At 66.8% G+C, this 26312-nt stretch carries 26 protein-coding genes, 4 tRNA genes and 2 pseudogenes; 5 read left to right on the top strand and 27 right to left on the bottom strand.

Features of this window, described 5'->3' with window-relative positions; genetic code table 11:
- Positions 1 to 4: 4 nt before the first annotated feature.
- The 11 genes from AC5ZH6_RS06480 to AC5ZH6_RS06430 all read right to left on the bottom strand — a co-directional run bounded on the left by AC5ZH6_RS06480 (position 5) and on the right by AC5ZH6_RS06430 (position 10663).
- Positions 5 to 409, bottom strand: coding sequence for a hypothetical protein (locus AC5ZH6_RS06480; RefSeq protein ID WP_079932171.1), 405 nt, complete (start codon positions 407 to 409; stop codon positions 5 to 7).
- 294 nt (positions 410 to 703) lie between these two features.
- On the bottom strand, positions 704 to 1510 hold the full coding sequence (locus tag AC5ZH6_RS06475) for a hypothetical protein (protein WP_288337004.1): 807 nt from the start codon (positions 1508 to 1510) through the stop codon (positions 704 to 706).
- Positions 1507 to 2097 carry an Rv1363c family protein gene (locus AC5ZH6_RS06470; RefSeq protein ID WP_288337005.1) on the bottom strand — a complete coding sequence of 197 codons (591 nt, stop codon included), beginning with the start codon at positions 2095 to 2097 and terminating at the stop codon, positions 1507 to 1509. Before AC5ZH6_RS06470 ends, AC5ZH6_RS06475 begins: the two co-directional genes overlap by 4 nt.
- Positions 2073 to 3482 carry an MCE family protein gene (locus AC5ZH6_RS06465; RefSeq protein ID WP_288337006.1) on the bottom strand — a complete coding sequence of 470 codons (1410 nt, stop codon included), beginning with the start codon at positions 3480 to 3482 and terminating at the stop codon, positions 2073 to 2075. Before AC5ZH6_RS06465 ends, AC5ZH6_RS06470 begins: the two co-directional genes overlap by 25 nt.
- The gene (locus AC5ZH6_RS06460) at positions 3479 to 4624 is read right to left on the bottom strand and encodes an MCE family protein (protein WP_288337007.1); all 1146 of its coding nucleotides are present in this window, start codon (positions 4622 to 4624) and stop codon (positions 3479 to 3481) included. The genes AC5ZH6_RS06465 and AC5ZH6_RS06460 overlap by 4 nt, the downstream gene beginning before the upstream one ends.
- Positions 4624 to 5868: an MCE family protein gene (locus tag AC5ZH6_RS06455; protein WP_288337008.1), complete on the bottom strand. Its 1245-nt coding sequence runs from the start codon at positions 5866 to 5868 to the stop codon at positions 4624 to 4626. The genes AC5ZH6_RS06460 and AC5ZH6_RS06455 overlap by 1 nt, the downstream gene beginning before the upstream one ends.
- Positions 5865 to 6866 (bottom strand): MCE family protein, encoded by a 1002-nt coding sequence (locus tag AC5ZH6_RS06450; RefSeq protein ID WP_288337009.1) that lies wholly within the window; start codon positions 6864 to 6866, stop codon positions 5865 to 5867. Before AC5ZH6_RS06450 ends, AC5ZH6_RS06455 begins: the two co-directional genes overlap by 4 nt.
- A complete protein-coding gene (locus AC5ZH6_RS06445) occupies positions 6863 to 7876 on the bottom strand; it encodes an MCE family protein (protein WP_288337010.1) in 1014 nt (337 codons plus the stop codon). The genes AC5ZH6_RS06450 and AC5ZH6_RS06445 overlap by 4 nt, the downstream gene beginning before the upstream one ends.
- Complete coding sequence (locus AC5ZH6_RS06440) at positions 7876 to 9039, bottom strand: MCE family protein (protein ID WP_094602382.1); 1164 nt, start codon at positions 9037 to 9039, stop codon at positions 7876 to 7878. Before AC5ZH6_RS06440 ends, AC5ZH6_RS06445 begins: the two co-directional genes overlap by 1 nt.
- Positions 9039 to 9908 carry an MlaE family ABC transporter permease gene (locus AC5ZH6_RS06435; protein WP_006370811.1) on the bottom strand — a complete coding sequence of 290 codons (870 nt, stop codon included), beginning with the start codon at positions 9906 to 9908 and terminating at the stop codon, positions 9039 to 9041. Before AC5ZH6_RS06435 ends, AC5ZH6_RS06440 begins: the two co-directional genes overlap by 1 nt.
- 23 nt (positions 9909 to 9931) lie before the next feature.
- Positions 9932 to 10663 (bottom strand): MlaE family ABC transporter permease, encoded by a 732-nt coding sequence (locus AC5ZH6_RS06430; protein WP_006370810.1) that lies wholly within the window; start codon positions 10661 to 10663, stop codon positions 9932 to 9934.
- A 504-nt stretch (positions 10664 to 11167) separates the two neighbouring features.
- Between AC5ZH6_RS06430 and AC5ZH6_RS06425 the strand changes: the two genes are divergently transcribed.
- Both AC5ZH6_RS06425 and AC5ZH6_RS06420 read left to right on the top strand, forming a co-directional pair.
- Entirely contained in the window at positions 11168 to 12007 is an 840-nt protein-coding gene (locus AC5ZH6_RS06425) for a crotonase/enoyl-CoA hydratase family protein (RefSeq protein ID WP_094602381.1), read from the top strand.
- Positions 12008 to 12036: 29 nt separating this feature from the next.
- Entirely contained in the window at positions 12037 to 13098 is a 1062-nt protein-coding gene (locus AC5ZH6_RS06420) for an LLM class F420-dependent oxidoreductase (RefSeq protein ID WP_094602380.1), read from the top strand.
- On the opposite strand, the gene AC5ZH6_RS06415 is transcribed toward AC5ZH6_RS06420, so the two are convergent.
- The 8 genes and pseudogenes from AC5ZH6_RS06415 to AC5ZH6_RS06380 all read right to left on the bottom strand — a co-directional run bounded on the left by AC5ZH6_RS06415 (position 13076) and on the right by AC5ZH6_RS06380 (position 18783).
- On the bottom strand, positions 13076 to 13531 hold the full coding sequence (locus AC5ZH6_RS06415; protein ID WP_006370807.1) for a VOC family protein: 456 nt from the start codon (positions 13529 to 13531) through the stop codon (positions 13076 to 13078). The genes AC5ZH6_RS06420 and AC5ZH6_RS06415 overlap by 23 nt on opposite strands.
- Positions 13528 to 13986, bottom strand: a pseudogene (locus AC5ZH6_RS06410) (helix-turn-helix domain-containing protein). The gene AC5ZH6_RS06415 and the pseudogene AC5ZH6_RS06410 overlap by 4 nt, the downstream one beginning before the upstream one ends.
- Positions 13987 to 14096: 110 nt before the next feature.
- Positions 14097 to 14813, bottom strand: a complete 717-nt coding sequence (rplA, locus tag AC5ZH6_RS06405) for a 50S ribosomal protein L1 (protein WP_006370805.1) — start codon at positions 14811 to 14813, stop codon at positions 14097 to 14099.
- Positions 14814 to 14938: 125 nt separating this feature from the next.
- Positions 14939 to 15370: a 50S ribosomal protein L11 gene (gene rplK, locus AC5ZH6_RS06400; RefSeq protein WP_006370804.1), complete on the bottom strand. Its 432-nt coding sequence runs from the start codon at positions 15368 to 15370 to the stop codon at positions 14939 to 14941.
- Between the two features lie 90 nt (positions 15371 to 15460).
- On the bottom strand, positions 15461 to 16330 hold the full coding sequence (nusG, locus tag AC5ZH6_RS06395) for a transcription termination/antitermination protein NusG (RefSeq protein ID WP_006370803.1): 870 nt from the start codon (positions 16328 to 16330) through the stop codon (positions 15461 to 15463).
- 146 nt (positions 16331 to 16476) lie between these two features.
- Positions 16477 to 16956 (bottom strand): preprotein translocase subunit SecE, encoded by a 480-nt coding sequence (secE, locus tag AC5ZH6_RS06390; protein WP_006370802.1) that lies wholly within the window; start codon positions 16954 to 16956, stop codon positions 16477 to 16479.
- Positions 16957 to 16994: 38 nt separating this feature from the next.
- Positions 16995 to 17067, bottom strand: a tRNA-Trp gene (locus AC5ZH6_RS06385).
- A gap of 297 nt (positions 17068 to 17364) precedes the next feature.
- Entirely contained in the window at positions 17365 to 18783 is a 1419-nt protein-coding gene (locus tag AC5ZH6_RS06380; protein WP_014359137.1) for an aminotransferase-like domain-containing protein, read from the bottom strand.
- Between AC5ZH6_RS06380 and AC5ZH6_RS06375 the strand changes: the two are divergent.
- Positions 18782 to 19801: pseudogene (locus tag AC5ZH6_RS06375) on the top strand (DMT family transporter). The gene AC5ZH6_RS06380 and the pseudogene AC5ZH6_RS06375 overlap by 2 nt on opposite strands.
- A gap of 1194 nt (positions 19802 to 20995) precedes the next feature.
- On the top strand, positions 20996 to 21577 hold the full coding sequence (locus tag AC5ZH6_RS06370; protein WP_014359135.1) for a TetR/AcrR family transcriptional regulator: 582 nt from the start codon (positions 20996 to 20998) through the stop codon (positions 21575 to 21577).
- 24 nt (positions 21578 to 21601) lie between these two features.
- Here AC5ZH6_RS06370 and AC5ZH6_RS06365 read toward each other — a convergent pair whose 3' ends face one another.
- The 6 genes from AC5ZH6_RS06365 to AC5ZH6_RS06340 form a co-directional block, all read right to left on the bottom strand.
- Complete coding sequence (locus AC5ZH6_RS06365) at positions 21602 to 22702, bottom strand: fused (3R)-hydroxyacyl-ACP dehydratase subunits HadA/HadB (RefSeq protein ID WP_288337012.1); 1101 nt, start codon at positions 22700 to 22702, stop codon at positions 21602 to 21604.
- A 174-nt stretch (positions 22703 to 22876) separates the two neighbouring features.
- Entirely contained in the window at positions 22877 to 23044 is a 168-nt protein-coding gene (gene rpmG, locus AC5ZH6_RS06360) for a 50S ribosomal protein L33 (RefSeq protein WP_003929651.1), read from the bottom strand.
- A gap of 85 nt (positions 23045 to 23129) precedes the next feature.
- Positions 23130 to 23203 (bottom strand) — tRNA-Met (locus AC5ZH6_RS06355).
- Between the two features lie 41 nt (positions 23204 to 23244).
- Positions 23245 to 23317 (bottom strand) — tRNA-Thr (locus AC5ZH6_RS06350).
- A 136-nt stretch (positions 23318 to 23453) separates the two neighbouring features.
- Positions 23454 to 23534, bottom strand: a tRNA-Tyr gene (locus AC5ZH6_RS06345).
- A gap of 68 nt (positions 23535 to 23602) precedes the next feature.
- Positions 23603 to 23767 carry a hypothetical protein gene (locus AC5ZH6_RS06340; RefSeq protein WP_288337204.1) on the bottom strand — a complete coding sequence of 55 codons (165 nt, stop codon included), beginning with the start codon at positions 23765 to 23767 and terminating at the stop codon, positions 23603 to 23605.
- Here AC5ZH6_RS06340 and AC5ZH6_RS06335 point away from each other — a divergent pair.
- A complete protein-coding gene (locus tag AC5ZH6_RS06335) occupies positions 23766 to 24257 on the top strand; it encodes a YajQ family cyclic di-GMP-binding protein (RefSeq protein ID WP_006370796.1) in 492 nt (163 codons plus the stop codon). The two genes, AC5ZH6_RS06340 and AC5ZH6_RS06335, sit on opposite strands and share 2 nt — an antisense overlap.
- A gap of 21 nt (positions 24258 to 24278) precedes the next feature.
- On the opposite strand, the gene htpX is transcribed toward AC5ZH6_RS06335, so the two are convergent.
- Positions 24279 to 25130 carry a zinc metalloprotease HtpX gene (htpX, locus tag AC5ZH6_RS06330; RefSeq protein WP_079928924.1) on the bottom strand — a complete coding sequence of 284 codons (852 nt, stop codon included), beginning with the start codon at positions 25128 to 25130 and terminating at the stop codon, positions 24279 to 24281.
- Positions 25131 to 25263: 133 nt separating this feature from the next.
- Positions 25264 to 26280 carry a polyprenyl synthetase family protein gene (locus AC5ZH6_RS06325; RefSeq protein WP_288337205.1) on the bottom strand — a complete coding sequence of 339 codons (1017 nt, stop codon included), beginning with the start codon at positions 26278 to 26280 and terminating at the stop codon, positions 25264 to 25266.
- Positions 26281 to 26312 lie beyond the last annotated feature (32 nt).

The following is a 26312-nucleotide window of genomic DNA, read 5'->3' as shown; positions in this document are numbered from 1 at the left end:
GTGCTCACGCCTTCACCTCGGCGTCCTTGGCGGCCACCTTCTCGCGGTACATCGGGAACAGCGGCTTGGTCAGCGGCACGAGCTTGAGGATCTTGTTGACCGGTCCCTTGGCCTTGACCTGTCCCTTGGCCAGGCCGACCGCGAGGTTGTAGTCACCACGCCAGAACTGATCGGCGGTGTCGCCGCGCATGAGCAGGGTGATGTCCGGCTTGAGGTCGCTCGGTCCGGTGATGACCTGGTAGTCGTCGCGGAAGGCGATGGTGACCTCGCAGTCGGGGTCGTTGTAGAGCACGCGCATGACGATGTTGGCCGCCTTGAGTTTCGGACCGGACTCCGGGTGCTCTCCGGCATCCCGGAACACCCCACCGATGTAGGTGTCCAGTTCCTCGGCGTCCTTGAAGTAACCCACTGCTGTCTCCTTCGATGCGATAGATCAGGGCTGATTGCCTTGTGATGCAATGCTTTCAAAGGCGATGTGATGCAGGTAACCGCATTTGGTGGCATCTCCGTATCCCTTTGGGGGTATGACCGGCGCCACAGCCGCGCCTCGGCGGCATGCCAGGCCACCCGATCCCCCGAATCGACCCGTCCATGCGCATGGAAACGGCCCCGCATCGACGACTGGGGGGCGTGCCGATGCGGGGCCGTGCTCGGGGGGCGATGGGCGGCCGGGGGTGACCGGCCCGCATCACCGGAAAACTGGTCAGACAGGTTGCAGGCCGGAGACCTTCCACGTGTCGCCGTCCTTGGTCAGGCTGACCCGGATGCGACTGCCGTCCAATGTCGGATCGGGATCGTCGGTGCTGGTCGTGGACTGGTTGATGAACATCAGCACGCTCGCGGTGGTGGGCGTGCTCTCGATGACGCCGGCCGCGGCCACCTTGGCCTGCGTGGTGATGTTGCGCTGCTTGGCCGCGGGGATGATCGTCTGCTGGGTCAACTTCGTGAAGTCGCCCTGGAACGATCCGGTCAACAGCTTGTACTTCGCGGCGAAGTCCGCGTCGATCCCATCGGCCTTGTAGGTCAACAGATCCGGCACGATCCGATTCGCCGCGGCCAACGCGTCGGCCGAGGCCGTCGCCGCGGTCCGGTCCTGCTGGTGCTGGTGTGCGGTGATGCCGAGTGCCACGGCGGCCGCGGCGAACGCCAGGACGACGATCGCGGTGACGATCCGGATCCGCCAGGCTCCGAGTCGGGCCAGCCGCCGCGAGCCTGCGGCCACCGTGCGCGAGACAACGCCCGGGACCGAGGGTTTCGGGAACCCACGCTTGCGTGGCGCGCTGTCTTCCAACGGTTCCTGCGCCGGGATCTCCGTGGTGGCCGGGCGGTCGGCCTCCTGCGACTGGGCGGCATCGGGCGTGGCCGCGTCGGGAGCGTTGCCTGCGGACTTTTCATCCGTGGCTTCGGTGTTCTCGGCCTCGGTGTTCTCGGCCCCGGTGTTCTCGGCCCCGGTGTCCTTGCTCTCGGTGGTGTCGAGGTTCTCGGCGGTTGTCACTGCGGTGTCACTCATGAGACGAACTCCATATTCGAGACCAGCCACTTTCCGTCCTGGTTGGTCAGATCGACTTTCATCCGGTAGACGCGTTGCTGGCCTTGCGGCGCCTCCGAGTTCTTCACCGTCGAGGTGACCGCGGCGATCGCCGTCGCGTGCTGGTCATCGGCGTTGATGAGCGCCACCGACGTCGCGGCGCCGGTCGAATCGACCTGTCCCTGCTTGAGAACTGCCGCGAAACTTCCTGTGGTGTCCGCGAATTGGTTGCGGAAGTCTCCGGTGGTGCCGGCCTGGATGCGACGCACGTCCGCATCGGCGCTGGAGTAGCGCAGCGTCACCAGGTTGGCCACCATCTGGCGGGTGGTCGCAACGATGAGCTCATCGCGCTGGGCAACCGCGACGACGTCGCGGTGTTGGTGGTAAAGCAGGCCTGCCCAGGTGCCACCGCCGACGGCGAGGACCAGGCACACCGCCATCACGGCGGCCCACGCCTTGCGACGGCGAGTCGGCACGGCCGGCGGCGCCTGGGCCTCCACCTCGAGGTCGTCGTCCTCGGGATCGATGTCGGTGCGCGGCGTCGTCACTGCGGAAACAGCTGTTGCCATGTTGTCTTCTCCTTCGGTGTCGGGCCGGCCGGACTGAGTAATGAGCCGAGCGAGTAGTACGCGCCGGTGGGCGCCCGGAACCTACCGGTTCGGGGGTCGTACGGAACGGCCTGGGCCGCATCGTCATCCGCCGGGCCGCCACCGACCGTCGGCGGCGGCTGATAGGGCGCGTTGGGCCTGCTGAGCATCTGCGGCCACGTCGACGGCAGCCCCTCGGGGCAGCGCGCCACCTCCGCGGTCCGCACCGACGGATCGGTCGCACACGGCACGTTGCGGGCTCCGCGCGTCACACGCGGATCGGCCTTGGGCAGGTTGCAATAGTAGGTGTCGGTGACCGGAACCGGCGACAGATCACCGGGATTGCGGCGTTGCGTACCGTACCCACTGGTGCAGGGCGGCGGATTGTTGGTGTTGCCCAGCTTGAGGTCGAGCTCACCCTGTCCCGACTCGCGGTCGGCGGGGTCCTGGAACCCTTGTTCCATGGTGTTGACCGCGGTCGCGATCGCCGGATACACGACGAGGATGTGCCGGATACCCGGAACGTTGACGCGCAGCACCTCACCCACGGTCTGCAGGTTGGCCAACAGGATGGGCAGCGGTGTGGTGAGATCACCCAACAGCCCGGTCGCCGAGTCGATCGCCGCCGGACCGGTATCCAGGGTCGTCCGAATATCGTTGTCGCTCATGGCGAGTTGACCGGTGAACGACGCGAGGTCGGTGGCGAACGAGGAGATGTCGGGCCCCGAGCGCACCACCGTCGTCAGCAGCGGGTCGGTGTCGACGAGCAACTGGGTGGTCTGGTCCAGGCTCTGCGAGGCCAGCCCCACCAGTTCGCTGGACGCCGTCAACGCACTGTTGAGGTCGGGCCCGATGTCGCGCAGCGCGGTCGAGGCCTCGTCGAGTGTGGTGTGCAGGTCGGATTTGGGGACCTTGGCGAGCAACTGCTGCACCTTGTTGATGACATCGGTTGCCGGTATCGGGATGTTGGTGCGACTCTGCGGGATTCGCGATCCATCCTGCAAGAATCCGGAGCCTTCACCGGAGGTCGGCACCAGGTCGATGAACTGCTCACCGGCCGCCGACACACTGCGCACGTACGCTTCGGAATCCGACGGGATGTGGAAGTCGGACTTCACCTGCAGGCGCGCCTGCGCACCGTTGTCGGCGGGATCGACTGCGGTGACCACCCCGACGTCGACACCGTTGTAGGTGACCAGCGCGTTGGGGTACAGGCCGCCGGCATCGGTGAGATCGGCGGTCACCGTATAGGTGCCGATCCCGGTGTAGCGCTGAAAGCCGGCATAGGCATAGGCGCCGTAGCCGACGGCGAGGACCGAGATCACGGCGAAGATGATCAGTTGGACGCGTACCAGTTTCGATCTCATCGGGTCGTCCGTCCTGCGGTCAGCGGGGCCAGCATCGGATCAGCCGAGCCACGAGCGGTCTGGGTCTGATTCCCCTGCGTCCTCGGCGCCGGATTCCTCGGCTGCCGCGTGAGGCTGGGCAGCACCACGTTGGCCAGTTTGCCGGGGCTGATGTCCAGTGTCAGGAACAGATTCAGGTAGTCGCCCTTGATTCCCCGGTCGGTGGCCATCACCGGGAACGGCAGGGTCAACGCGATCTTGAGCGCCTCGGTGAGGTTGTCCCCCGCCCTGGCCAGCCCGTCGAGCGTGGGGGCCAGGTTCTGTAGGTCACTCACCAGGTTCTGATGACTGTTGTCGAGTACCGAGGTCGCCACCTGTCCGAACCGGCCGACCGAGTCGAGCATCGAGACGAGTTGCTTCTCTTGGTTGTTCACGACGTCGATGGCGGGCTGCAGGGCGTCGATCCCCGCGCCGATCACCTCCTTCTGCCGATCGAGTTCGGTGCTGAGCCGGCCCATCGCGTCGATGACGTTGCCGATCTGTTCGCGCTGGCTGTTGAGCGTGTCCACCAGCGGTTGCAGGCGGTCGATGACCTGACGCGCGTTCTCCTGCCGGCCGGCCAGCACCTGGTCGACCTCGGTGCTGATCGTGCGGACCTGTTGCAGGGCAGAGCCGTTGAGTACCAACGACAATGACGACAGCACGTCCTCCACCGCGGGGTACCCGTCACTGCGGTTCAGGCCCAGGTGGGCGCCGTTGCCGAGTCGCCCCTCGGGTTGCTGTCCGTCGGGCACGTGCAGCTCGATGTACTGCGAACCGAACAGACTGGTCTGGGCGAGGGTGGCGTTGACGTTGCCCGGCAGATCGGTGTCGGAGTCGATGTCGAGCACGGCCTGGGCGTGCCAGCCGTCGGTGACGATCTTGCGGATGTTGCCGACCGTGACGTTCTCGGACTTCACCGGTGAGTTGCCCACCAGGTTCTGGGCGTCGGCGAGATCGACGGTGCTCTGATAGGTCGAACCCGATGCGGTGTTGCCCGGCAACGGGATCGAGTTGACACCGTCGAAGGTGCACGCACTGGTGCCCACGGCCGCCGCGACGAGGAGACCGAGCGCCGAGACACGCGCAGCACGTGAGAGACGAACGGATCGTGCGGATCTCATCAGCGTCCTCCCGGCCGTGTCGAGGTGGGTGCCGACGTCGGAGCAGCCGGCGTGGTCGAGGCCGACGGGTTGACGCCGGCCCGGGCCGCCGCGGTCGCCGCGTTCTGGCGGATCTGCGTCAGCGTCGAGGCACACTGGCCCTCCGGTGCGTTGACCGTCGCCACCAGCGCGCAGATCAACGACTGCGGGTCGGGGATGTCCGGGATGCCGAGCGCGCCGGTCAGTGAATTGCCCACCGGGTCATAGATGTTGTAGAAGTCCGACACCGCGGTCGGGGCCACGTGCAGGATGTCGGCGAGGGTGTCGACGCGGTCGACGAGCAGGCCGGTGATGTCGTTGGCCTTGCCGACGTCACGCACGAGTGCCTCGCGGTTGGTGTCGACGAAGTTCTTGATCACGTCGAAGGCCGAGGCCAGACTCGCGAGCAGTTGATCGGTTTCGGTGCGGTTGTCGGCGAGCACCCCGGAGAACGTCGCGAGCTGATCGGAGAAGGTGCGGATCTGGTTGTCCGCCGCCGACATCGCCGAGACGAACTGCTGCAGGTTGCGCACCGTCGCGAACAGGTCGGTACCACCGCGGTTGAGGGTGCCCGACGCACCGGAGAGTTGCACGAGCGCCTGCCGCAGCACCTGACCGTTGCCGTTGACGGTGCGCGCGGTGGTGGTGAGGAATCGGTTCAGCGAGCCCTGCTCGTCCGCCGAGGTCGGCCCGAGGTCGTCGGTCAGCCGCACCAGCTGCTGTTTGACCTCGTCGAATTCGACGGGGGTTGCGGTGCGGTCGATGGGGATCTCCGATCCGTCGGCCAGGGTGTCGCCGCCGGTGTAGGGCGGGACGAGCTGCACGTACCGCCCGGTTACGAGTGTCGGCGCGATGATCGCGGCCTTGGCGTCCTTCGGGATCGGCTGACCGTCGACGGTCAGCGCCACCTGAACCCCGTTCGGGCCGGGGGTGATCGAATCCACCTTGCCCACCGGCACGCCGAGCACCATCACCTCATCACCGACGTAGAGGCCCGCGGAGTTGCGGAACATGACGGTCAGTGACGTCGACCCCGAGCGGTCCACGTAGTAGGCGGTCGCGCCGATGATCGCGGCGACGGCGAGCACGCACACCGTGATCTTGCCGGGTGTCGAACTCCCCGAACTCGTGGCGCGGGTCTTGCGGTAGTTGCTGAACTTCGGGAACAGCCCGCCACTTCGGGCGCGGCGTCGCGGCACTGAAGCGCTGCTGTCGTCGCGGGTCATCGCGGTGCTCCTGTCGTCGCGGGGAGGGGAACCGTGGCGGGTGCGATGTTCTGCAGCAACACCCCGAAGAACGGTCCGGAACCGACCGCCTCACCGAGCTGGTAGGTGAAGGTCTTGAGTCCGGTGATCGACTGATCGATGTTCGAACGGTTCTTGTTCAGCAGGTCGAGCACCGAATTGAGCTGATCGAGAGCGGGTTTGAGGGTTGTTTGGTTGTCGTTGGCGATACCCTTGAGCCCGTCGGCGACCTGCCGTGCCTGCACGAGGATCGCGTGGATGTCCTCCGAGCGCCGGTTGAGCGCGGTGAACAGAGTCGTCCCCTGCCCGAACAGCGCGGCCAGTTCCTGATTGCGCTGCGCGAGCACCTTGCTGGTCGTGTCGGAGTTGCTCAGCAGCGTGCGCAGCTGGCTGTCGCGGGAGGCGATGGTCTCCGAGAGTCGCGACAGTCCGCTCAGTGAGGACTTCAGATCCGGCGGCAACGCCGCCTCGATGTCGGTGAGCTGGTTCAATGCCGTGGACAGGTCCACCGTGTCGGTCGCCGACACCTTGCCGGTGACCTCCTCCAGGCTGCGGGTGATGTCATAGCCCGATGTCGTGCGCGCCACCGGAATGGTGGCACCCTTGCCGAGGGATCCTGTTCCACGTGGGGTGATCTCGATGCAACGCTGCCCCAACACGGTTCGGACCTTGATGGCCGCGGTCGAGTCGTCGCCGAGCCGCTGATCGGAGGTGTCAACGGAGGCATCGACGACCACCTTCGCGCCGTCGAGGGAGATCTTGTCGACCTTGCCCACCTCGACGCCGGCCACCAGCACCGGATCGCCCTCGTGCAGTCCGCTGGCGTCGGCGAATTCGATGTGCATGGTGTGACCGCTGTTGATCACCGGCAGCGACCGGAAGTTGAACGCCAGCACCAGCACCACGATGATCGCGACGGTCCCGACGATACCCATGGTGAGCGTATTGCGTTCCAGCATGGACTTGTTCAGATCGATCACGGCTGGCACCTCGCGGCGGGAGCGGTGAACATCGGTGTGCGATCACGCGCGCCGGGCCCGTACTTGATGGCCAGCCCGCAGACGAAGAAGTTGACGAAGCTGCCGTAGCCCGACGCACGCCCGATCAGTCGGTAGGTTTCGGGGAGTCGATTCAAGATCACATCCAGTGTGGTCGTGTTGCGTTGGAGGTTGCCGGTCAGTTGTTGCAGCCCGGTGACCGAGCCGGCCAGAGCAGGCCGGGCATCGGTGACGATGCCGCCCAAAGCTCCGGTGAGTCCGTTGATCTGGGTCAACGACGAGCTGATGCGACCGCTGTCGGCGGACAGATCACGTACGAGCGTGGTCAGTCCGGTGATGAGTCCGTCGAACTGGTCGGCGCGCGCGTTGATGACCTGCAGGACATTGGAGAAGTTGTTGATGATCTCACCGATCACCTGATCGCGGTCGGCCAACGAGTTCGTCAGGGTGCCCATCTGCTCGACGAGATCGGAGACCGCGGCCTCCTGGCCATTGAGCACCTGCACCAGCGACGCCGAGATCCGGTTGGCCTGATCGGGATTGAGGCCCTGGAGCAGTGGCCGGAAGCCGTTGACGACCTGATCCATGTCGAGTGCGGGGGTCGTCTGGGTTTCCGGGATGGTGCCACCCGCCGGCAGTTGGCCCATCTCGCCGGGACCGTCGAGGAGTTCGATGAACCGGTCGCCGATGAGATTCTTGTACCGGATCACCGCCCGGGTCCCGTCCATGAGCGTGTTGGTGGTGCGCACGTCGAAGTCGACGACGGCATGCCCGTCACCGTCGAGATGGACACCGGTGACCGACCCGACGGGCACGCCCGCGATGCGCACCTCGGAACCGTTCTCGACGCCGGTGGCCGAGCTGAACACGGCGCTGTAGCCGGTGCTCGGCCCGAATCGCAGGTTTCCGGCGGTGACCGCGACGAACGCACCGGCGAGGGTGGTGATCGCCACGAACGCGACGAGTTTGAGTACCACTGCCGTCGTCTTCATCAGTGGCCTCCGAACAGCAATGTGGCCAACGGGTTTCCGATCAGATCACCGGCATCGTTGATCGGCCGGTAGGCGTCGGAGCCGTCGGGGAAGTCGACGTGACCCACGCGCCCGCCGCGTGGTTCGTAGCAACTCGGGCCCACGCCGGGCAGGCCGACCTTCGGCAGATTCTCCGGATAGGTGTAGGGCGGGTTGCCGGCGAGGATGGTGCCGACGACGTTGAGGCCCGGTAATGCGCTGCCGCCGTTGGTGAGCTCGAGAGTGCGCGACGTCTGGGCGAGGTTGTTCAGGAAGCATGGCAGGATGCCGGAGAACTGCCCGAGCACGGCCAGCGTCGGATTCAGCGAGGCCACCGACTCCTGGAGCGGGCGTCCGCCTGCCACGAACAGGTCCCGACCCGTGTTGCCCAGGTTGGAGAAGCTCAGCAGGAAAGCGGCGAACTGCTGTTGTTTGTCGGTCAAGGTGTGTGCCGTCGTGGTCAGGTTGCGCACCGTCGTCAACAGGTCCGGGGCGGCATCGGCCAGGGTCTGCACCGCCGGGGTACCGATCCGGATGTCGCGGCGCAACAACGGGAGGTACGGATTGAACGTGCCGAGATAGGTGTTGAGCTGATCGATGAGCCGACCGGTCTCGTCACCTGCTCCGTTCACGGCGAGCGCGAGTGCGTTGAGGGTGTCGGACACCTTGCGCGGATCGACTTCGTCGACGACCTGGACCAACGACTTCAGCAGATCGTTGACCTCCGTCGAGTTCTGGGTGAAGTCGATGACCGAGCCCCCGATCAACCGCGACCGTTCGGGGAACTGCGGGCGCTCCAGGGTGATGAACTTGCGGCCGAGCAGGGTGGTCGGATCGATTGCCGCGGACACATTCGATGGGATGTCGTCGACCCGGTCGGAGTCGATACTGATGTTGATTCGTGCCCGATCACGTTCGGCCACCACCGATTCCACGCGACCGACGACGACTCCGTTGAGCTTGACGTCGCAGCCGCGTTCGAGCATGAGGCCGGTGCGGTCGGCGTAGACGGTCACTGGAACCGTGTCGCGCAGATCGCCGCGATAGAGCGCCAGTGAGAGCACCACCGAGGCGGTGACGACGAGGATGAGCCCGATGCCGAGCAGGAGGTTGGCCATCCGGCCGAAGTCGCGGAAATGTCCCATCAGCCGGACACCTTCACCGCGCCGGACGGGCCGCCGTACACCGCGAGACCGACCAGCAGATCGATCAGCATGACCGCGATCAGCGAGGTACGCACCGCGCGACCGACGGCCACGCCGACCCCGGCCGGACCGCCGTGGGCGTTGTAGCCGTGATAGCAGTGCACGCACATCACCACGACGGCCATCAGGAGCACCTTGACCATCGACCACAGGACGTCCTTGGGCACCAGGAACACACTGAAGTAGTGGGAGTAGGTACCCGATGCCTGGCCGTACAGAACGATGGTGACGAATTGTGTTGCCGCGTAACCGACGAACAACGCGACCGCATACAGCGGCACGACGGCGATGACACCCGCGGTCAGCCGGGTGGCCACCAGATACGGAAGCGACGGGATCGACATCGTCTCAAGGGCGTCGATCTCCTCGCTGACGCGCATGGCCCCGAGCTGGGCGGTGAAGCCTGCGCCGACCGTTGCGGTCAGCGCGATCCCCGCGATTCCGGGGATCACCTCACGGGTGTTGAAGAACGCCGAGATGAAGCCGGCGAACGCGCCGAGACCGATGCGTCCCAATGACGTCGTACCCTGCTGTCCCACTTCGTATCCCACCGCGATCGACAGCATCGACACCACGACGACGGTACCGCCGATGACGGCAAGTGCACCGCTGCCCATGCTCACCTCGGCGAGGAGCCGCAGTACCTCGAGGCGGTAGCGGCGGATGGTGCGGGGCACCGTGGCGACCGTCTGGATGTAGAACGACACCTGTCGTCCCAGTCCCTCGAGGAAGCCCGACGGCGCCGAGGCAGCACGTTGCGCGACCCGGAGTACCCGGTTCGGTGGGATCTTGGTCGTGACAGTGGACATCGAAGCGGTTTCTCCCGGGGTCATCAGTGGATGGCGATCGTCGTGATCACCGAATTGGCAAGGAACAGAAGCAGGAACGCGTAGACGACCGTCTGGTTCACCGCATCGCCGACACCCTTCGGGCCGCCCTTCACGTTCAGCCCGAGGTGGCAGGCGACGAGACCGGCCAGCAGGCCGAAGACACCGGCCTTGATCTCACTGACGAAGAAGTCCGGCAGCCCGGTGATGATCGAGATACTGGTGATGTACTGCCCGGGCGAGGCCCCCTGCAGGTACACGGTGGCGACGTAGCCGCCGATCAGTCCGACCGCCGACACCAGACCGTTGAGGAACACCGCCACCAGCGTGGACGCGACAACCCTTGGCACACAGAGCCGTTGGATCGGATCGGTGCCGAGCACCCGCATCGCGTCGATCTCCTCGCGGATGGTCCGTGAGCCCAGATCGGCACAGATGGCCGTCGAGCCGGCACCGGCGACCACGAGAACGGTGATGATGGGCCCGATCTCGCGGATGATGGCCACACCGGCACCGGCGCCGCTGAGATCGACGGCCCCCACCTCGGTGAGCAGGATGTTGATCTCGTAGACGAACATCATGCAGAACGGGATCGACATCGCCAGCGCCGGAACGATGGAGATGCTGGCGATGAACCAGGCCTGGTGGAGCAGTTCCCGCACGTGGAGTCGGGTGGTGAACAGGTACCGGAACGTTTCCAGCGACGTGGCGTAGAAACCGCCGATCGCTCGCGGCACGGTCTTGGCGGCAGCGCCGGCCGCCGACCACCGGGCGCTGCCACCACCCCTCGACCTGCTCGCCGTACTCCCGACGTCGGTCACCGTCGCCACAGACCACCACACCCCTTGAATTCCGCAGGTCATCACCTGCGGCCGAACGCCGTGATTTGGACTGTCGACGTTCGTGACTAATGGACTCGGCCGACCGGATGGAACACTCTCACCCTCTGATGTGTTGCCCATCACACGTCGGCGCTCTGCAACGCTAACGAAGCTCGGTGGGAGTCCACCTGCCCCGCCGGTGATGTCTTGCTACCCCATTGGGGGTAGCCCCCCTCCCTCGATCGGGTGGGTTCACACTGTCCCGGCGCCGCATCGGCGCAGCGCAGCCGCGGTTTTCCACGGCCCGCTCGCGAGTTGCCGGCCTCCCGACGGCCGATCCGAGGCTTGTCATCCCGCTCGGCGTCCGTGTTAGCTTCTCCTGCATCCGAGCCGCGCGCATCGTGGAGAAGGAGAGCTCTCATGACGGCATCATCGGGTCCGTCCACGTCCGAGAATCCCTCGTTGGTGATCGACCGGTGCGAGGGAATCGCCTCGGTGCAGCTGAATCGTCCCGCCGCAGCCAATGCGCTCGACGCCGGACTGTGGTGGTCCCTGGCGTCGGCATTCGCCGAGATCGACACCGATCCGTCGGTACGCGTCGTCGTGCTCTCCGGGGCCGGGCGCCACTTCTGCGCGGGCATCGACCTGCAGATGCTCGAAGACTTCTCCACCGTCGCCGACGACCCGTGTGCCGGACGGGGTTCGGAAGCGTTGCTGGACAGGATCATCGAACTGCAACGCGCGGTCAGTGCCATCGAGGGGTGCCGTACACCGGTGATCGCCGCGATCTCGGGTGCCTGTATCGGCGCGGGACTCGACATCGCCGCCGCCTGCGACGTGCGCCTCGCGGCCGCAGACGCCCGTTTCTGTCTCAAGGAGGTCGACCTCGGGGTGACCGCCGACGTCGGTGTGCTGCAACGTCTGCCGCGGATCATCGGCGAAGGCCTCGCCCGCGAACTCGCCCTGACCGCACGCACCGTCGACGCGCAGGAGGCCCGTGCCATCGGGTTGGTCACGGGGGTCTCCGACGATCGCGACGGCGTCCTGGCCTCCGCACGCGAGCTGGCTGCCACCATCGCCGCGCGGTCACCGCTGGCGGTCCGCGGCACCAAACGCGCACTCAATTTCGCGCGCGACCACCCGATCGGCGACGGCCTCGAGCAGGTGGCACTGTGGAATGCCGCCACCCTGCTCTCCGCGGACCTCGCCGAATCCCTGGCCGCGGCACGGGATCGCCGTACGCCGACCTACCGAGACTGACGATCCATCCACTCCAGAGGAGGTCCGTCGTGCGTATCGGACTGCTGATCAACTATTCGACCGACTTCCGCACCGCCGCCGGCGAAGCGGAGGTCTTCGCGGCCAAAGGTGTTGAACTGCTGGCGGTTCCCGAAGCCTATGCGTTCGACGCGCCGAGCCAGCTGGGCTATCTCGCCGGCCGGATTCCGTCGGTGTCGCTGACGACGTCGGTCATCCCGATCTACTCGCGCACCCCGGCGTTGATCGGGATGACCGCGGCCACTCTCGACTACCTCACCGACGGTCGGTTCTCGCTGGGCCTGGGCACGTCGGGCCCGCAGGTGATCGAGGGCTTGCACGGGGTGCCCTATCACGCGCCGCTCGGGCGTACCCGTGAGGTGATCGAGATCTGTCGCACGGTCTGGACCGGCGCCAAGGTGACCCATTCCGGACGACACCATCCGCTGCCGCTGCCCGCCGATCGTGGCACCGGCCTGGGTAAGCCGCTGGCGTTGATCTCCACCCCGATCCGCCCCGACATCCCGATCCTCGTTGCCGCGCTCGGGCCGAAGAACGTCGAGTTGACCGCCGAGATCGCCGACGGCTGGCAGCCGATGTTCTTCGCGCCCGAGCGATTCCGCGACATCTGGGGCGAGCCCCTCGACCGGGGCGGTGGCTCCCGCCCCGAACACCTTGGCCCACTGGACATCCACGCACAGGTGCCGCTGGCCGCGGGCGGTCCGGGATCACCCGGCTATGAGGCCATCAAGCGGCACTACGCCCTCTACATCGGCGGTATGGGGGCTCCCGAACGCAACTTCTACTACCGTGTGGCGTGTGCGTACGGCTTCGACTCGGCCGCCGCGGAGATCCAGAAGCACTTCCTGAGCGGCGCCAAAGACGTCGCGGCACAGCGCGTACCGGACGAACTCATCGAGATGACGGCACTCGTCGGCGATTCGGCGTCGATGGCCGCACAACTCGACCGATTCACCGCGGCCGGCGTCGGGACCGTGTACCTCATCCCGTTCGACGACGATCCGACCGCCCGGGCCGCCGCCGTCACACAGGTACTCGACGAGGCACGACCTAGGACGCCGACCACCGCCTGATGTCGCGATCGTCGACCGGACGCTCGTCGGTGCGCTCGGTGATCCGGATGTGGTTGCCGAACGGATCCCGCAGCGCGCAATCGATCCCGTACGGCTGCTCCTGCGGCTCCTGGGTGAACTCGACGCCCTTGGCCACGAGGTCGGCGTAGGTGGCCCGGCAGTCGTCGGTACCGAGGATCGCCGCCGTGCCCAGCGCACCCTGGGTGAGCAGATCGCGAATCGCCTCTGCCGCTTGCGGTGTGGTGGCCGGCGGGCCGGGCACCGTCAGCAGGATCTCGCGGTCGGGTTGGGCGGGCGGGGCGATGGTGAGCCAGCGCATGAATCCCATGTCCACGTCACTGCTCACCTCGAAACCGAGTGCGCCGACATAGAAATCGAGCGCCTCCTGATGATCGAGAACGAAGATGGAATGAATGGCAACCGAGGTGATCATGATGACGACGCTACGGGCTCCACGCCGGTGAGCGCTTCTCCGAAACTGCGCAGTCCGGTTGCCGGTCGCGTCCAGTCCCGGACCACGCAGCCCGGCACAGGGATCGGGGCCGCGGCACGGCGATAGGCCGTCGGCGTACATCCGACGATGGCGGTGAACGTCCGGGAGAACGTCCCCACGCTGTCATAGCCGACCGCGAACGCCGTGTCGGTGACCGTCCGACCCGACCTCAGTGCGGCACAAGCCCGTTCGATCCTGCGCCGCTGCAGGTAGCGGTGTGGGGTCTCGCCGAACAGCGCAGAGAATCGGCGACTGAAGTGCGCGGACGACATCACCGCGATCCGGGCGAGTTAGTCGACGTCGAGCCGTCGCGCGTGATGCCGGTCGATCGCATCCCGCGCACGCAACAGCCGCCGGTTCTCGTCCTCGCGGGCCGACATCACGCTACGGTTCACCCGCTCATGCTCTCACCGTCGTCGGGCCGTCACAACGATCGCCGGGCCGCACAACGACGACACCCCCGACTGCACCAGGGCAATCGGGGGTGTCGAGGAGTCGAATTCGCTCAGGCCTGCGCAGGCTCGGCGAAGTTACGGGTCACCGCCGGGTCAACCGGGATGCCCGGGCCCGTGGTGGTGGAGACGGTGACCTTCTTGATGTAGCGGCCCTTGGCAGCCGACGGCTTGGCGCGCATGATCTCGTCGTAGGCGGCACCGTAGTTCTCGGCCAGCTTGGTGGCGTCGAACGAGGCCTTGCCGATGACGAAGTGCAGGTTCGCTGCCTTGTCGACGCGGAAGTTGATCTTACCGCCCTTGATGTCGTTGATGGCCTTGGTCACGTCGGGGGTGACGGTGCCGGTCTTCGGGTTCGGCATCAGACCACGCGGGCCCAGGACGCGCGCGATACGGCCGACCTTGGCCATCTGATCGGGGGTGGCGATCGCGGCGTCGAAGTCCAGCCAGCCGCCCTGGATCTTCTCGATGAGATCCTCGGCGCCGACCTCGTCGGCACCGGCGGCCACGGCCTCGGCGGCCTTGTCGCCGGTGGCGAACACGATCACGCGGGCGGTCTTACCGGTCCCGTGGGGCAGATTGACGGTGCCTCGAACCATCTGGTCCGCCTTGCGGGGGTCGACGCCCAGCCGGATCGCAACCTCGACGGTCGCGTCGGTGTTCTTCGACGACGTGTCCTTGGCCAGCTCGGCAGCCTCCAGCGGGCTGTAGAGCTTGCTCTTGTCGACCTTCTCGGCCGCGGCCGCGTAGGCCTTGCTCTTCTTGCTCATTGCTCTGTTCTTTCTCCGTGAAACGATTCGGGTTGGTGGTGCGGGCCGAGCCGGCCCTCCCACTACATCTGAAGACTCTCAGCCTCGCGAGCTCACTCGACGGTGATTCTCGCGAGATCGCAAGCTCACTCGACGGTGATACCCATCGACCGAGCAGTACCGGCGATGATCTTCGCGGCCTGGTCGATGTCGTTGGCGTTGAGGTCTTCCTGCTTGGTCTTGGCGATCTCGCGGACCTGGTCCATCGAGACCTTGCCGACCTTCTTGGTGTGCGGCTCGCCGGAGCCCTTCTGCAGACCGGCAGCCTTGAGCAGCAGCTTCGCCGCCGGCGGGGTCTTCAACTTGAAGTCGAACGACCGATCTTCGTACACGAAGATCTCCACCGGAATGACGTTGCCACGCTGCGACTCGGTCGCGGCGTTGTACGCCTTGCAGAATTCCATGATGTTCACGCCGTGCTGACCAAGCGCCGGACCCACGGGCGGGGCCGGGTTGGCCGCGCCTGCCTGGATCTGGAGCTTGATGATCCCGGCAAGCTTCTTCTTCTTGGGAGGCATCTCTAGTTCCTTGGTTGTTCTTCTTGCTGATCCACGTCCGCTGGAGGCGTGGAAGTCTTGTTGTCAGCCGGTCACCGGCTGACGGGCGAATCAGATCTTTTCGACCTGATTGAAGCCGAGTTCGACGGGCGTCTCGCGACCGAAGATCGACACGAGCACCTTGACCTTGCGCTGCTCGGCGTTGACCTCGGAGATCGAGGCGGGCAGCGTCGCGAACGGTCCGTCCATGACGGTGACCGACTCGCCGACCTCGAAATCGACCTCGATGGTCGAGGTGACCGCGGCTGCGGCAGCCTCGACGCTCTCGCCGGCCGAGGCGGCCTTGGCTGCGGACTTCTTGGCCTCGGTGCGCGGCATCAAGAACTGCAGCACCTCGTTGAGGCTCAACGGCGACGGCTTGGAGGTCATTCCGACGAAGCCGGTGACACCCGGGGTGTTGCGCACCGCGCCCCACGACTCGTCGTTGAGATCCATGCGCACCAGGATGTAGCCCGGCAGAACCTTGCGGTTGACCTTCTTGGGCTGGCCGTTCTTGATCTCGGTGACCTCTTCGGTCGGCACCTCGACCTGGAAGATGTAGTCGCCGACGTCGAGGTTCTGCACTCGGGTCTCGAGGTTGGCCTTCACCTTGTTCTCGTAACCGGCGTAGCTGTGGATGACGTACCACTCGCCGGGCGCGCGACGCAGTTGCTTGCGCAGCTCCTCGACGGGGTCGGTCTCCTCGGGCTCGGCAGGAGCGTCGGCCTCGCCGGCCACCTCGTCGGTAGCCTCGCTGGCTGCCTCATCGGCCTCGACCGCGGCCTCGCCGCCCTCGACGGCAGCGGCCTCGTCCTCGGCGGCCTCGGCCTGCGCCTCGACACCGGGGTCGTCGGTCTCGTCCACGAGGGTCTCGTCGGTGACGGCCTCGTCGGTCACGACGCCTTCGACGTCAGCCGCTTCGGTGTTCTCCGGGGTGCTCACTGCAGCCCACGCTCCTCTTTCTCACAGTTTCGGTCAGGTCTCACGTCGTTCGCCCGGTCGTCATTCGACCGTGCCGCCCGCCGTGCGCCGACGACCGGTTCGTCGGGCGCCCCGAGATGGTCGGTGCGCTCACTCGAGGTGAACCGCTAACCGAACAGCCAGAGGACGCCCTTGGCGAAGCCGAGGTCGATACCGAAGATGAAGGCGGTCATGATGACCACGAACACCAGCACGACGGCCGTGTAGACGACCAGGTCGCGGCGGCTCGGCCAGATGACCTTCCTCAGCTCGGCGACGACCTGCTGCAGGAACAGCCAGATCCGTACGAACGGATTGTGGCTCTCCGCAGGCGACGCCTTCTTCTTGCGTTCCTTGACGGCGACCGCGGTTCCACCTGCGGAATCCGAGTCGTCGTCGGAGGTGCCGGCGGCAGACGCCGAACGGCGACCCCGACCCGAACGCTTACCGGACGGACGGAGCTCGGTGTCGGCCGACTTCGTCAGTGACGTCGTGCTCTCGCCGTCGGAATCGTCGGTGGCATCGGAGACCTCGAGCTCATCGGCCGCCGACGCGGCGGTGTCCCCCGCGGCATCTTTGGCGCGGGCTGCTCGATCTCGCTTGCTCAACTTCGAGGTCCTCTCGTCAACGTGTGCCCTCACCAGGGCAGGGGCGACAGGACTTGAACCTGCAACCTGCGGTTTTGGAGACCGCTGCTCTGCCAGTTGAGCTACGCCCCTTTGCGGCCGTCACGTCCCGGCAAGAAATCCCGCCGGGCCACTCGGACCACCATCTCGATCCACCCTACGGACTGGTGTGTCGTCGCCGTCCGGCCGCGTGGCCTTCGGCTACCGACCTTCCGCCGTCCGACAGAATCAACCGTCCGACAAAACCAACGCGCCACCCCATGGGTAGCGCGCAAGTCTAAGTCAATCGAGACACTTCAGTGTAGAACATGGGCCCTGCCGAACCCAAAACGCCCCTGGAACGTCCCCGCCCGACGGGCCTGTGGCCCCTTGGCGTCAGTCGCTCGGGCGTCAGAGGCTCTCCGAGAGAATCCGGACGGCGTCATCGTATCGATCCGGGGTGACCGCGGAATAGGTGAGCCGGACGAACAGGCCGGTCGGCTCGGCGGGGAACCACTCGGTACCCGGCGAGATGGCGAGACCCTTGGTCAGTGCCCGCCCGACGACGGCGTCGGCGTCGGGCGGTGCGTCACCGGCCCTGCCGACGCCCAGGTCTACCCAGAGATGCAGTCCACCGGCTGGCCGGCGCGGATCGAAGCCGGCCTCACGCAGCGCGGCCAGCAGGGCGTCGCGCCGGTCCCCCAACGCGCGGGCAAGTGTCTTGCGGTGGGTGCGCCACGCCGGTCTGCTCACCACCTCGAGGGCCGCCCACTGGAGGATCGGCGAGACGAACAGATCCGAATGCGCCAGCGCCTGCTCGATCCGTACCCGTGCCGGTCCACGCGCGAGGATCCCGGCCACCCGCATCGATGGCGACATGCTCTTGGTCAACGACCGGACGTAGACGACGTGCCCGTCGCGGTCGGCGACGGCGAGCGGCCGCACCGGCTCGTCGATCCCGAGGTCGTGCGCCCAGTCGTCCTCGACGAGGAACGCGCGGTGTGCGGTGATCACGTCGAGGATCGTCGACCGCTGCCCGGCATCCCAGCGGTCGCCGGTGGGGTTGGCGTGGTTGGGCTGAGCGTAGAAGACGCGTGCCCCCGACGACGTCAGCGCCGCGTCGAGGTCGTCGGCCCGGGGTGCGCCGTCGGATCGGGGCACCGGCACGATCACCAGACCGGCCTGCCGGGCGGCGCCGATCGCACCCCAGTAGGTCGGCGACTCCATGACGATCGGTTCGCCGGGGGCGGCGAGCGCGCGGAACGCCGCGGCCAGCGCCGCCTGCCCACCCGAGGCGACCATCACATCGGCGGAGTGCCAGGACTCGGCGGGCGCAGACCCAGAAGAGTCGGTATGGGAGAGCTCGTCGGCGAACCAGCGCCGCAACTCCGGAATCCCCGCGATCGGCGGCCTGCGATAGCACTCCGGCCGCCGCGCCACACGACCTAGTGCCGCACTGACCTCACGGATGGGTAGCAGGGACTCGTCGGGGTAGCCCGAATGCATGGCGATCGTGTCGTGCGGCACCTGCCGCAGGGTCGAACCGACCGGGGACGCACCGTCGCGTCGGGGTCCGAGCGCTGCCGTCTGCCACGCCACCTCCGCGCCGCGACGTTGCGTCGGACGTGCGCGGACGAAAGTGCCACGGCCGGGCCGTGTTTCGACGAGGCCGTCGGCCACCACCATCGCGAGCGCCCGCTGCACGGTCACCGGTCCGGCGCCGAACCGCGCCGCGAGGTCGCGGGTGGACGGCAGCTTCGATCCCGGGCTCGCGGTTGCGGTCAGCGACCGGAGGTGACGCGCGATCTGCTCACTGCTATCGTCGGACATGAGAACCAATAGTAGCGCTATCGCATCTCTCTCGCGTCCGCTATCGGCGCAGGGCCCGACGACCGCCCACGGACTGGCCTGGGGGCTCGTCGGCGTGATCGCCTTCTCGTTCACCGTCCCGTTCACCAGAATCGCGGTCGGGGGCACCGGCGGTGCGGGACTCGACCCGCTGTTCGTGGGCTGCGGGCGGGCCGTCGTCGCGGCCGCTCTCGCCGCGGTGGCATTGATCGCGTTCGGCGCTCCGCTGCCGACCCGCCGACAGTGGTTTCGGCTCGTCCCGGTGTCGGCGGGCGTGGTGGCCGGCTTCCCGATACTGACCTCACTGGCCATGCAGCGCACCACCGCCGGACATGCCGCGGTGGTGATCGGCCTGCTGCCCGCGGCGACAGCGGTGGTCGCGGTGCTGTTGACCGGCGAACGACCGTCGTCGCGTTTCTGGCTCGGCGCGGCCCTCGGGGTGGGAGCCACCGTCGTGTTCAGCCTGCTCGCCCACGGCGGGTCCGTCGGCAGCGGACCGGGGGTCGCCGACGCCCTGCTCGCCGCGGCGGTGGTGCTCGGCGCGATCGGATATGCGCAGGGCGGGCTGATGTCGCGGGAACTCGGTTCGTGGCAGACCATCTGCTAGGCACTGGTTCTCGCGGCGCCGGTGATGGTGGCGGTGTCGGCGGTCAGCGTGGTCACCCACCCACCGCACGCCGGCGCCGGCCAGTGGTCGGCGTTCGCCTACCTGGCCGGCGTCAGCATGTTCCTCGGATTCGTCGCCTGGTATCGCGGTCTCGCGATCGGGCCGATGACCACGGTCAGTCAGATCCAGCTCGTGCAGCCGGTCATCAGTGTCTGCTGGGCCGTCGCGATGCTCGGCGAGCATCTCACCGTGCCGCTCGTCGTCGGCGGGTGCGCGGTGATCGCGTGTGCCGCTTTCACCGTGCGCTCCCGCGTCGGGGCAGCCCCGCGCCAGCGCGAGTGTCCCGAAAACGAGTGCCCAGCCGACGAGTGCACCGACATCTCGACGACGTGACCGATTTCGTGGCGCCCGTGCGGGGCCGAGTCGTTCGCCGCGTCGGCCTCATCGGCGCCGGCGGTGTCACCGTGTGCCGCACCGTCGATGCCGATGACCTCGTCGATGAGTTCGTCGTCCTCACTGACGTCGGTCTGACGCCAGAGTGCGATCGCGTAGAGACCCAGCCCGGCCACCAGCCACACCGTGAGCACCACGATCGGATGAATGATGTTGTGGCCATTGAAGAATCCGACGTTGCGCAGCAGTGTGCCGGTGGCCCCGGGCGGGAGGAGCTGACCGATCGCACCCCACGGAGAGGGCAGCAGATCCGGTGAGCTGCTCAGCCCGGACAGCGGATTGCCCAGCACCACAAGCAGAATCGCGGCGATCCCGAGGCCCGCTCCGCCGAGTAGTCGCCGCAGTCCGATCACCCCGAACGCGGTGGCGGCGATGCCCAGGATTCCACTCAGCACCAGATACCAGAAGGCGGTGTCGAAAGTACCCAACACGTAGCGCATCAGGAGGTTGATCGCGAGCCCGGCAAGCACGGCGAAGCCCAGTGTCGCCAGCACGAGGTTGCGTGGCCGTCGGATCATCATCATCAGTGCCACACCACCGATCCAGCCGCCCAGGGCGAGCGGCAATGCTCCGGCGGCCAGCCCGACGCCCTTCGGGTCGCCGGTGCCGAACCCGCGGACGTCGACGACGGTGACCGGCGAGTGCATCTGCGTGCCCATCTGTTGCCCGATGGCCTCGATGAGCGTGGCCACTGCCGGACTGCCCGCGGTGGTCACCAGCACTCGCGTCGAATCCCGTTGCACGACAAGCGCTCCCTCGACCTCGCGATTGAGGATCTGGCGGCGTGCCTGCGCCTCGTCGCCGACGGCGGTGACCTCGAAGCCGCCGGGCTGACGCTCCTCGAGTGCATGGGTGATCTGCTCGGTGGCCGCGGCGGGCGCGACCACCGCGAGCGGGATGTCGTTGGGCTTGGAGTGCACCCCGGGGAGCGCGAACGCCAGCAGCAGGATCGATACCACCGCGGTCAGGCCCAGCACCAGGGCGAGGGCCTTCCCTTCGTCGGACTTCATCATCACATTCCCTTAAGATACGTGGCGTTTCTTATCGCCTGCGATGCTAGTCTGGCCCAACAAGAAACGCAACGTTTCCTATCCGGGCCGGCTCGATCGGCCGACTGTCGGAAGGTGGCAGCAGATGGCAGCGACCCGACGCCGCGGCGCCGAACTCGATGCGGCGATCTTCGACGCGGTGCTCACCGAGTTGCACGACGTCGGATTCGCCGACCTCACCGTCGAAGGGGTCGCGCGGCGTGCGGGAACCAGCAAGGCCGTGCTGTATCGACGATGGTCGACCAAGCTGGAGATGGTGATCACCGCCCTGGCCAACACACGCCTGGCCGACATCACTCCCCCTGACACCGGCTCTCTGGCCGGTGATCTACGGGGCACGATCCACGAGTTGCTCGAGCGGCTGGCCGCACAGGGTCGTGAGGTGGCGCTCGGCATCATGGCCGGCGCCGCGTCGGAGCCCAATCCGGCCGCGATGACGGTGCTGCGCACCAAGGCCGAGGATCTGTCGGGGGTGATCATCCGACGGGCACGCGACCGTGGGGAGATCGGTGCGGGGCCGGTGCCCGCGACGGCCGCCACGCTGGCGTTCGACCTCGTGCGCTACCGATTCCTGATGGAGGGCTCACTGTCGGCCGAGGCGATCGACGACATCGTCGAGACCGCGGCGGTGCCGCTCATCCGGGTGCACGCCGCCGGCGCAGGGTGATCCGGGAGACGACCCCGACGACCGTCAGTTGAACTGGATGACGGCCTGTGCGCGCCCGAAGATCTTGCGGTCGCCCTGCTTGGCGACGATCGCGATCGTGCCGCGGCGGGTGTCGGGGTCGAGGGATTTGATCTTGCCGGTGAAGTCGACGGCGGCGCTGTCGTCGGCGGGCACGTAGACAGGGCTGGTGAAGCGAACGTTGTACTCGCAGAACGCCGCCGGATCGCCGATGTGCTCGGAGATGAAGGTCGCGCCGAGGCCCATCGTCTGCATACCGTGCGCCACGACGTCGTCCATGCCCGAGGCCTTGACGAGGTGGTCGGAGAAGTGGATCGGGTTGGGGTCTCCGGCCACACCGGCGTAGTTGGTGAGGTTGCCGCGCGTCAGCAGGAAGCGCTTGGCCGGTAGTTCCTGGCCCACGGTCAGGGTGTCGAAGTCCACCGCGCCGTAGGCTCCGGGACGTTCGGTGGGGTCGGGGCGGTCGTAGCGTCCCGGCTCGGGCTCGACGGTGCGTCCGACGGTGCCGGTGCGGTCGACCTTCATCATCACGTGGTCGAGCGATTCGGCGAGCTCGGGATCGATCTCCATGCCCGGCCGCGCGGCCAGCGAGGTGTAGGTGGTCATCACCGGCTCGTTGCGCTGATTCCAGATGACGTTCTTGGTCACCATCAAATCGATCGTCTCGGGGCTGGTGACGTGCCGGAACGAGTCGAGCGACACGTCACACACCAGCTGATCGCCGACCTTCATCGGCTGGTGGTAGATCAGTCGCTGATCGGTCTGCATGATCTGCCACAGGTCGTAGCCGGTGATGACGTCCTCGAACAGTTTGCGCTGGGCGACGATGCCCAGCACCGACACATAGGTCGGGGCGGCGATCAGGGTGTCGTGGCCGAGGCGGCGCGCTGCGGACTCGTCCCAGTGCGTCGGGTGCGGGTCCTGCACGGCCAGGGCGTGTTTGCGGACCTCTTCGCGACCGATCTCGTAATAGTCGTCGACGGTGTAGTTGAAGCCGACGAGCGACTTGGTGTGCTCGGCGATCTCCTCGGGGGTGAGCTTCTCGCCGGCGGCCTTCAGCTCCGAGGTCCGCTGCTTGATCTCGGCGTCGCTGATCTGTGACGACATGCGGTTCGCTCCTTACCTGTGCCACGTCCCGGTGGCGTCGATCCATGACTTCCGACGGCTGCTGCCGCGACGCGCGAGGAAGGTCTCATCCGTGCCGCGCGCATACCACTGCGGACCGCCTCGTCGAGGCGGTCCGCAGGTATGTCTGTATGTCGCCGATCGCCGACGACTGCGTCAGCGAGACTCTTTGTGCGCCTGATGCTTGCCGCAGTTCGGGCAGAACTTCTTGATCTCGAGGCGATCGGGATCGTTGCGACGGTTCTTCTTGGTGATGTAGTTGCGGTGCTTGCACACCTCGCAGGCCAAGGTGATCTTGGGCCGCACATCAGTTGAGGAAGCCACTGTAATCCTTCTTTCACGGGGGGTTTGCGTGTTCTCGGCGCTCGCGCCCCCGTGTCCCGGGCCGCCGCGGGCGCTGCGTGTTGTGTAGCGGTGGAGGGGCTCGATCCCTCGACCTCACGATTATGAGTCGTGCGCTCTAACCAGCTGAGCTACACCGCCTTGGCGGCCTGAGCACCCGCGGGGGCGATCAAGTCCTCCCGAGCCCCCTGACGGAATCGAACCGTCGACCTTTTCCTTACCATGGAAACGCTCTGCCGACTGAGCTAAGGGGGCGTTCACCCGTGCTGCCCGGTCACGTGTCCGGGCTGCTCGAGAGCCTCAACGAGATTACACACCGACTCGGCGGCGCACCAAATCGCCTGTTACAGCGGTTTGACGGCGCGTCGCGAACGACGATTTTCCTCGTTTGTGGCAGGTATAGGATTCGAACCTATGTAGCTTGCGCGACGGATTTACAGTCCGCTCCCTTTGGCCGCTCGGGCAACCTGCCGTGCCATTCTCTCGGCCGTTTCCGACCGCGTGAACAACGCCGTGAAGAATACAACGACTACCGCCCGTTCACGCAAACCCGCTGGTCAGAGCCGCCCCGCCGAGCGCGCTCCCCTCCTCGCCGACGGCGCTCGTCGCACCGCCGACCGCGCCCGTCTCACCGCCGACGGCGCTCCCCCACACGTCGAGAGCGCCCGTTTCACTCGCGAGCGCGCCCACTAGGCTGTACCTCATGGCTGATTCATCGTTCGACGTCGTGAGCAAGGTCGACCGCCAGGAGGTCGACAACGCCCTCAACCAGGCCGCCAAGGAACTGTCCCAGCGCTACGACTTCCGCGGCACCAACACCGGGATCGCATGGTCCGGCGAGGAGGCGATCGTCATCACCTCCGACGCCGAGGAGCGTGCCGTCGCCGGCCTCGAGGTGTTCAAGGAGAAGCTGATCCGCCGCGACATCTCCCTCAAGGCATTCGACGCCGGGGAGCCCGCCGCATCGGGCAAGCAGTTCAAGATCACCGGAACGCTCGTGCAGGGCATCGATTCCGAGCACGCGAAGAAGATCTCCAAGAAGATCCGCGACGAGGGGCCCAAGGGCGTCAAGGCTCAGATCCAGGGCGACGAGTTGCGCGTCTCCAGCAAGAAGCGCGACGACCTCCAGGCCGTCATCTCGCTGCTCAAGGGCGAGGACTTCGGCATCGCGCTGCAGTTCGTCAACTACCGGTAGCGGGTGGGGTGACGGAGGCGCTCAGCTGATCCCGCGTCGCGCCATCTCCTGCAACCGGGCGATGCGCTCCTCGGTCGGCGGGTGTGTCGAGAAGAGCTTGGCCATCCGGTCGGTGGCACGGAACGGATTCTCGATCATCGCGTGACTCTGCGCGGCGATGTCGGGCTGCGGCGGCAGCGGCGCCGCCTGGATGCCGCCGGAGATCTTGGCCAGCGCCGACGCCAACGCCAGCGGGTCCCTGGTCAATTCGGCACCGGAGGCGTCGGCCTGATACTCACGCGAGCGTGACACGGCCAGCTTGATCAGGGTCGACGCGATCGGCGCCACGAACGCGACGAGGAGCATCAACAGCGGGTTGGCGTTGTTGCGGTTGCCGCCGAAGAACAGCGCGAAGTTCGCCAGGCCGCTGATGATCGCGGCCATGGCGCCGGCGATCGAACTGATCAGGATGTCGCGGTTGTACACGTGCGACAGTTCGTGGCCGAGGACCGCACGCAACTCCCGCTCGTCGAGCAGCCGCAGTATCCCGGCGGTGCAGCACACCGCCGCGTTCTTCGGATTGCGGCCGGTGGCAAACGCATTCGGCGACTCCGTCGGGCTGATGTAGAGCGCGGGCATCGGCTGATGCGCCGAGGTGGCCAGCTCGCGGACGATGCGGTAGAGCACCGGCGCCTCGACCTCGGTCACCGGCTGCGCGTGCATCGCCTTGAGCGACATCTTGGCGCTGTTGAAGTAGACGTAGGCGTTGACCGCCACGGCGAGGATGACCGACCCCCACAGGATGACGGGGCTGCGGAACATCGCGCCGATGCCGACGATGATCGCCGACATCACACCGAGCAGGAGCGCGGTCTTCAATCCGTTGAAATGCATCAGGTCCTCGTTCGAGTCACGACGTCGGTGTGCGCTCCGGCAGGCTGCCGGGCGGGGGACGCCCTGTAGTTTCTCAAACGATCCAGACCCCGTTTCGGTTTCCGGGCGGGGTGTGAGCCATCCGACCGCTCGGCTATCCGGTTCGGTCGATGGTGTAGCTGACCAGCGAGCTCAATGCCCCGTGCGCAGGCCCGGTCGGCAACTGGGCGAGTTCGGCACGAGCCTGCTCGGCGAATTCGGCCAGCTTGTCCTTGGCCTGCACCATGCCGCCCGAGGCGTTGAGCAGATCGAGCGCCTCGGCGACCTCGGCGTCGTCGGTCAGCGGCCGCGCCGATCCGTCGTCGGCGAGCAGCAGTGTGCGGAGTCGATCCGACGACGCGTCGTCCTCGCGCAGCGCGTACAGCACCGGCAAGGTGTGCACACCCTCACGCAGGTCGGTACCCGGCGTCTTGCCGGAATCGCCTGTGACAGAACTGATGTCGATGATGTCGTCGGATATCTGGAAGGCGGTGCCGACGATGTCGCCGATCCTGGAGAGCCGCTCGGTGTCGTCGGCGGTCGCGCCGGAAGCCATCGCGCCGAATCGGCCCGCGGCGGCGATCAACGACCCGGTCTTCTCCCACACCACCTTCAGGTAGTGGTCGATCGGGTCGGCGCCCTGCGTGGCACCGACGGTCTCGCGCATCTGCCCGGTGACGAGTTCGGCGAAGGTCTCGGCGATGATGCGCACGGCGTCGGGGCCCAGCGTCGAGACCAGCCGGGAGGCCCGGGCGAACAGGAAGTCGCCGGAGAGGATCGCGATGCTGTTGGTCCACCGGGCGTTGGCGCTCTGCGCGCCGCGGCGCATCGGCGCCTCGTCCATGACGTCGTCGTGATAGAGCGTCGCGAGGTGGATCATCTCGACGACGGTCGCCGACGTGATCACCTCGTCGGCGTCGGGGTTACGCCCGAACTGCGATGCGAGGATCGCGAACATCGGCCGGAATCGCTTGCCCCCGGCACGCGCGAGATGTGTCGCGGCCTCGGTCATGACGTCGTCGCCCGAAGCCAGCTCCGTGAGCAGCAGGTCCTCGACACGGGCCAGCGAGGACCGCACGGTCTCCGCGAACTCATCGGTCCCGAGGTCTACTCCGGTGAATGTCGACTTCACGTGTTTGCGCCGCTCCGTTTCGAGAAGGTCCG

This window comes from Gordonia sp. YC-XJ4 (assembly GCF_059511865.1).
Note: the sequence above shows the minus strand (reverse complement) of the source record. Positions and strands in the feature narration are given on the sequence as shown.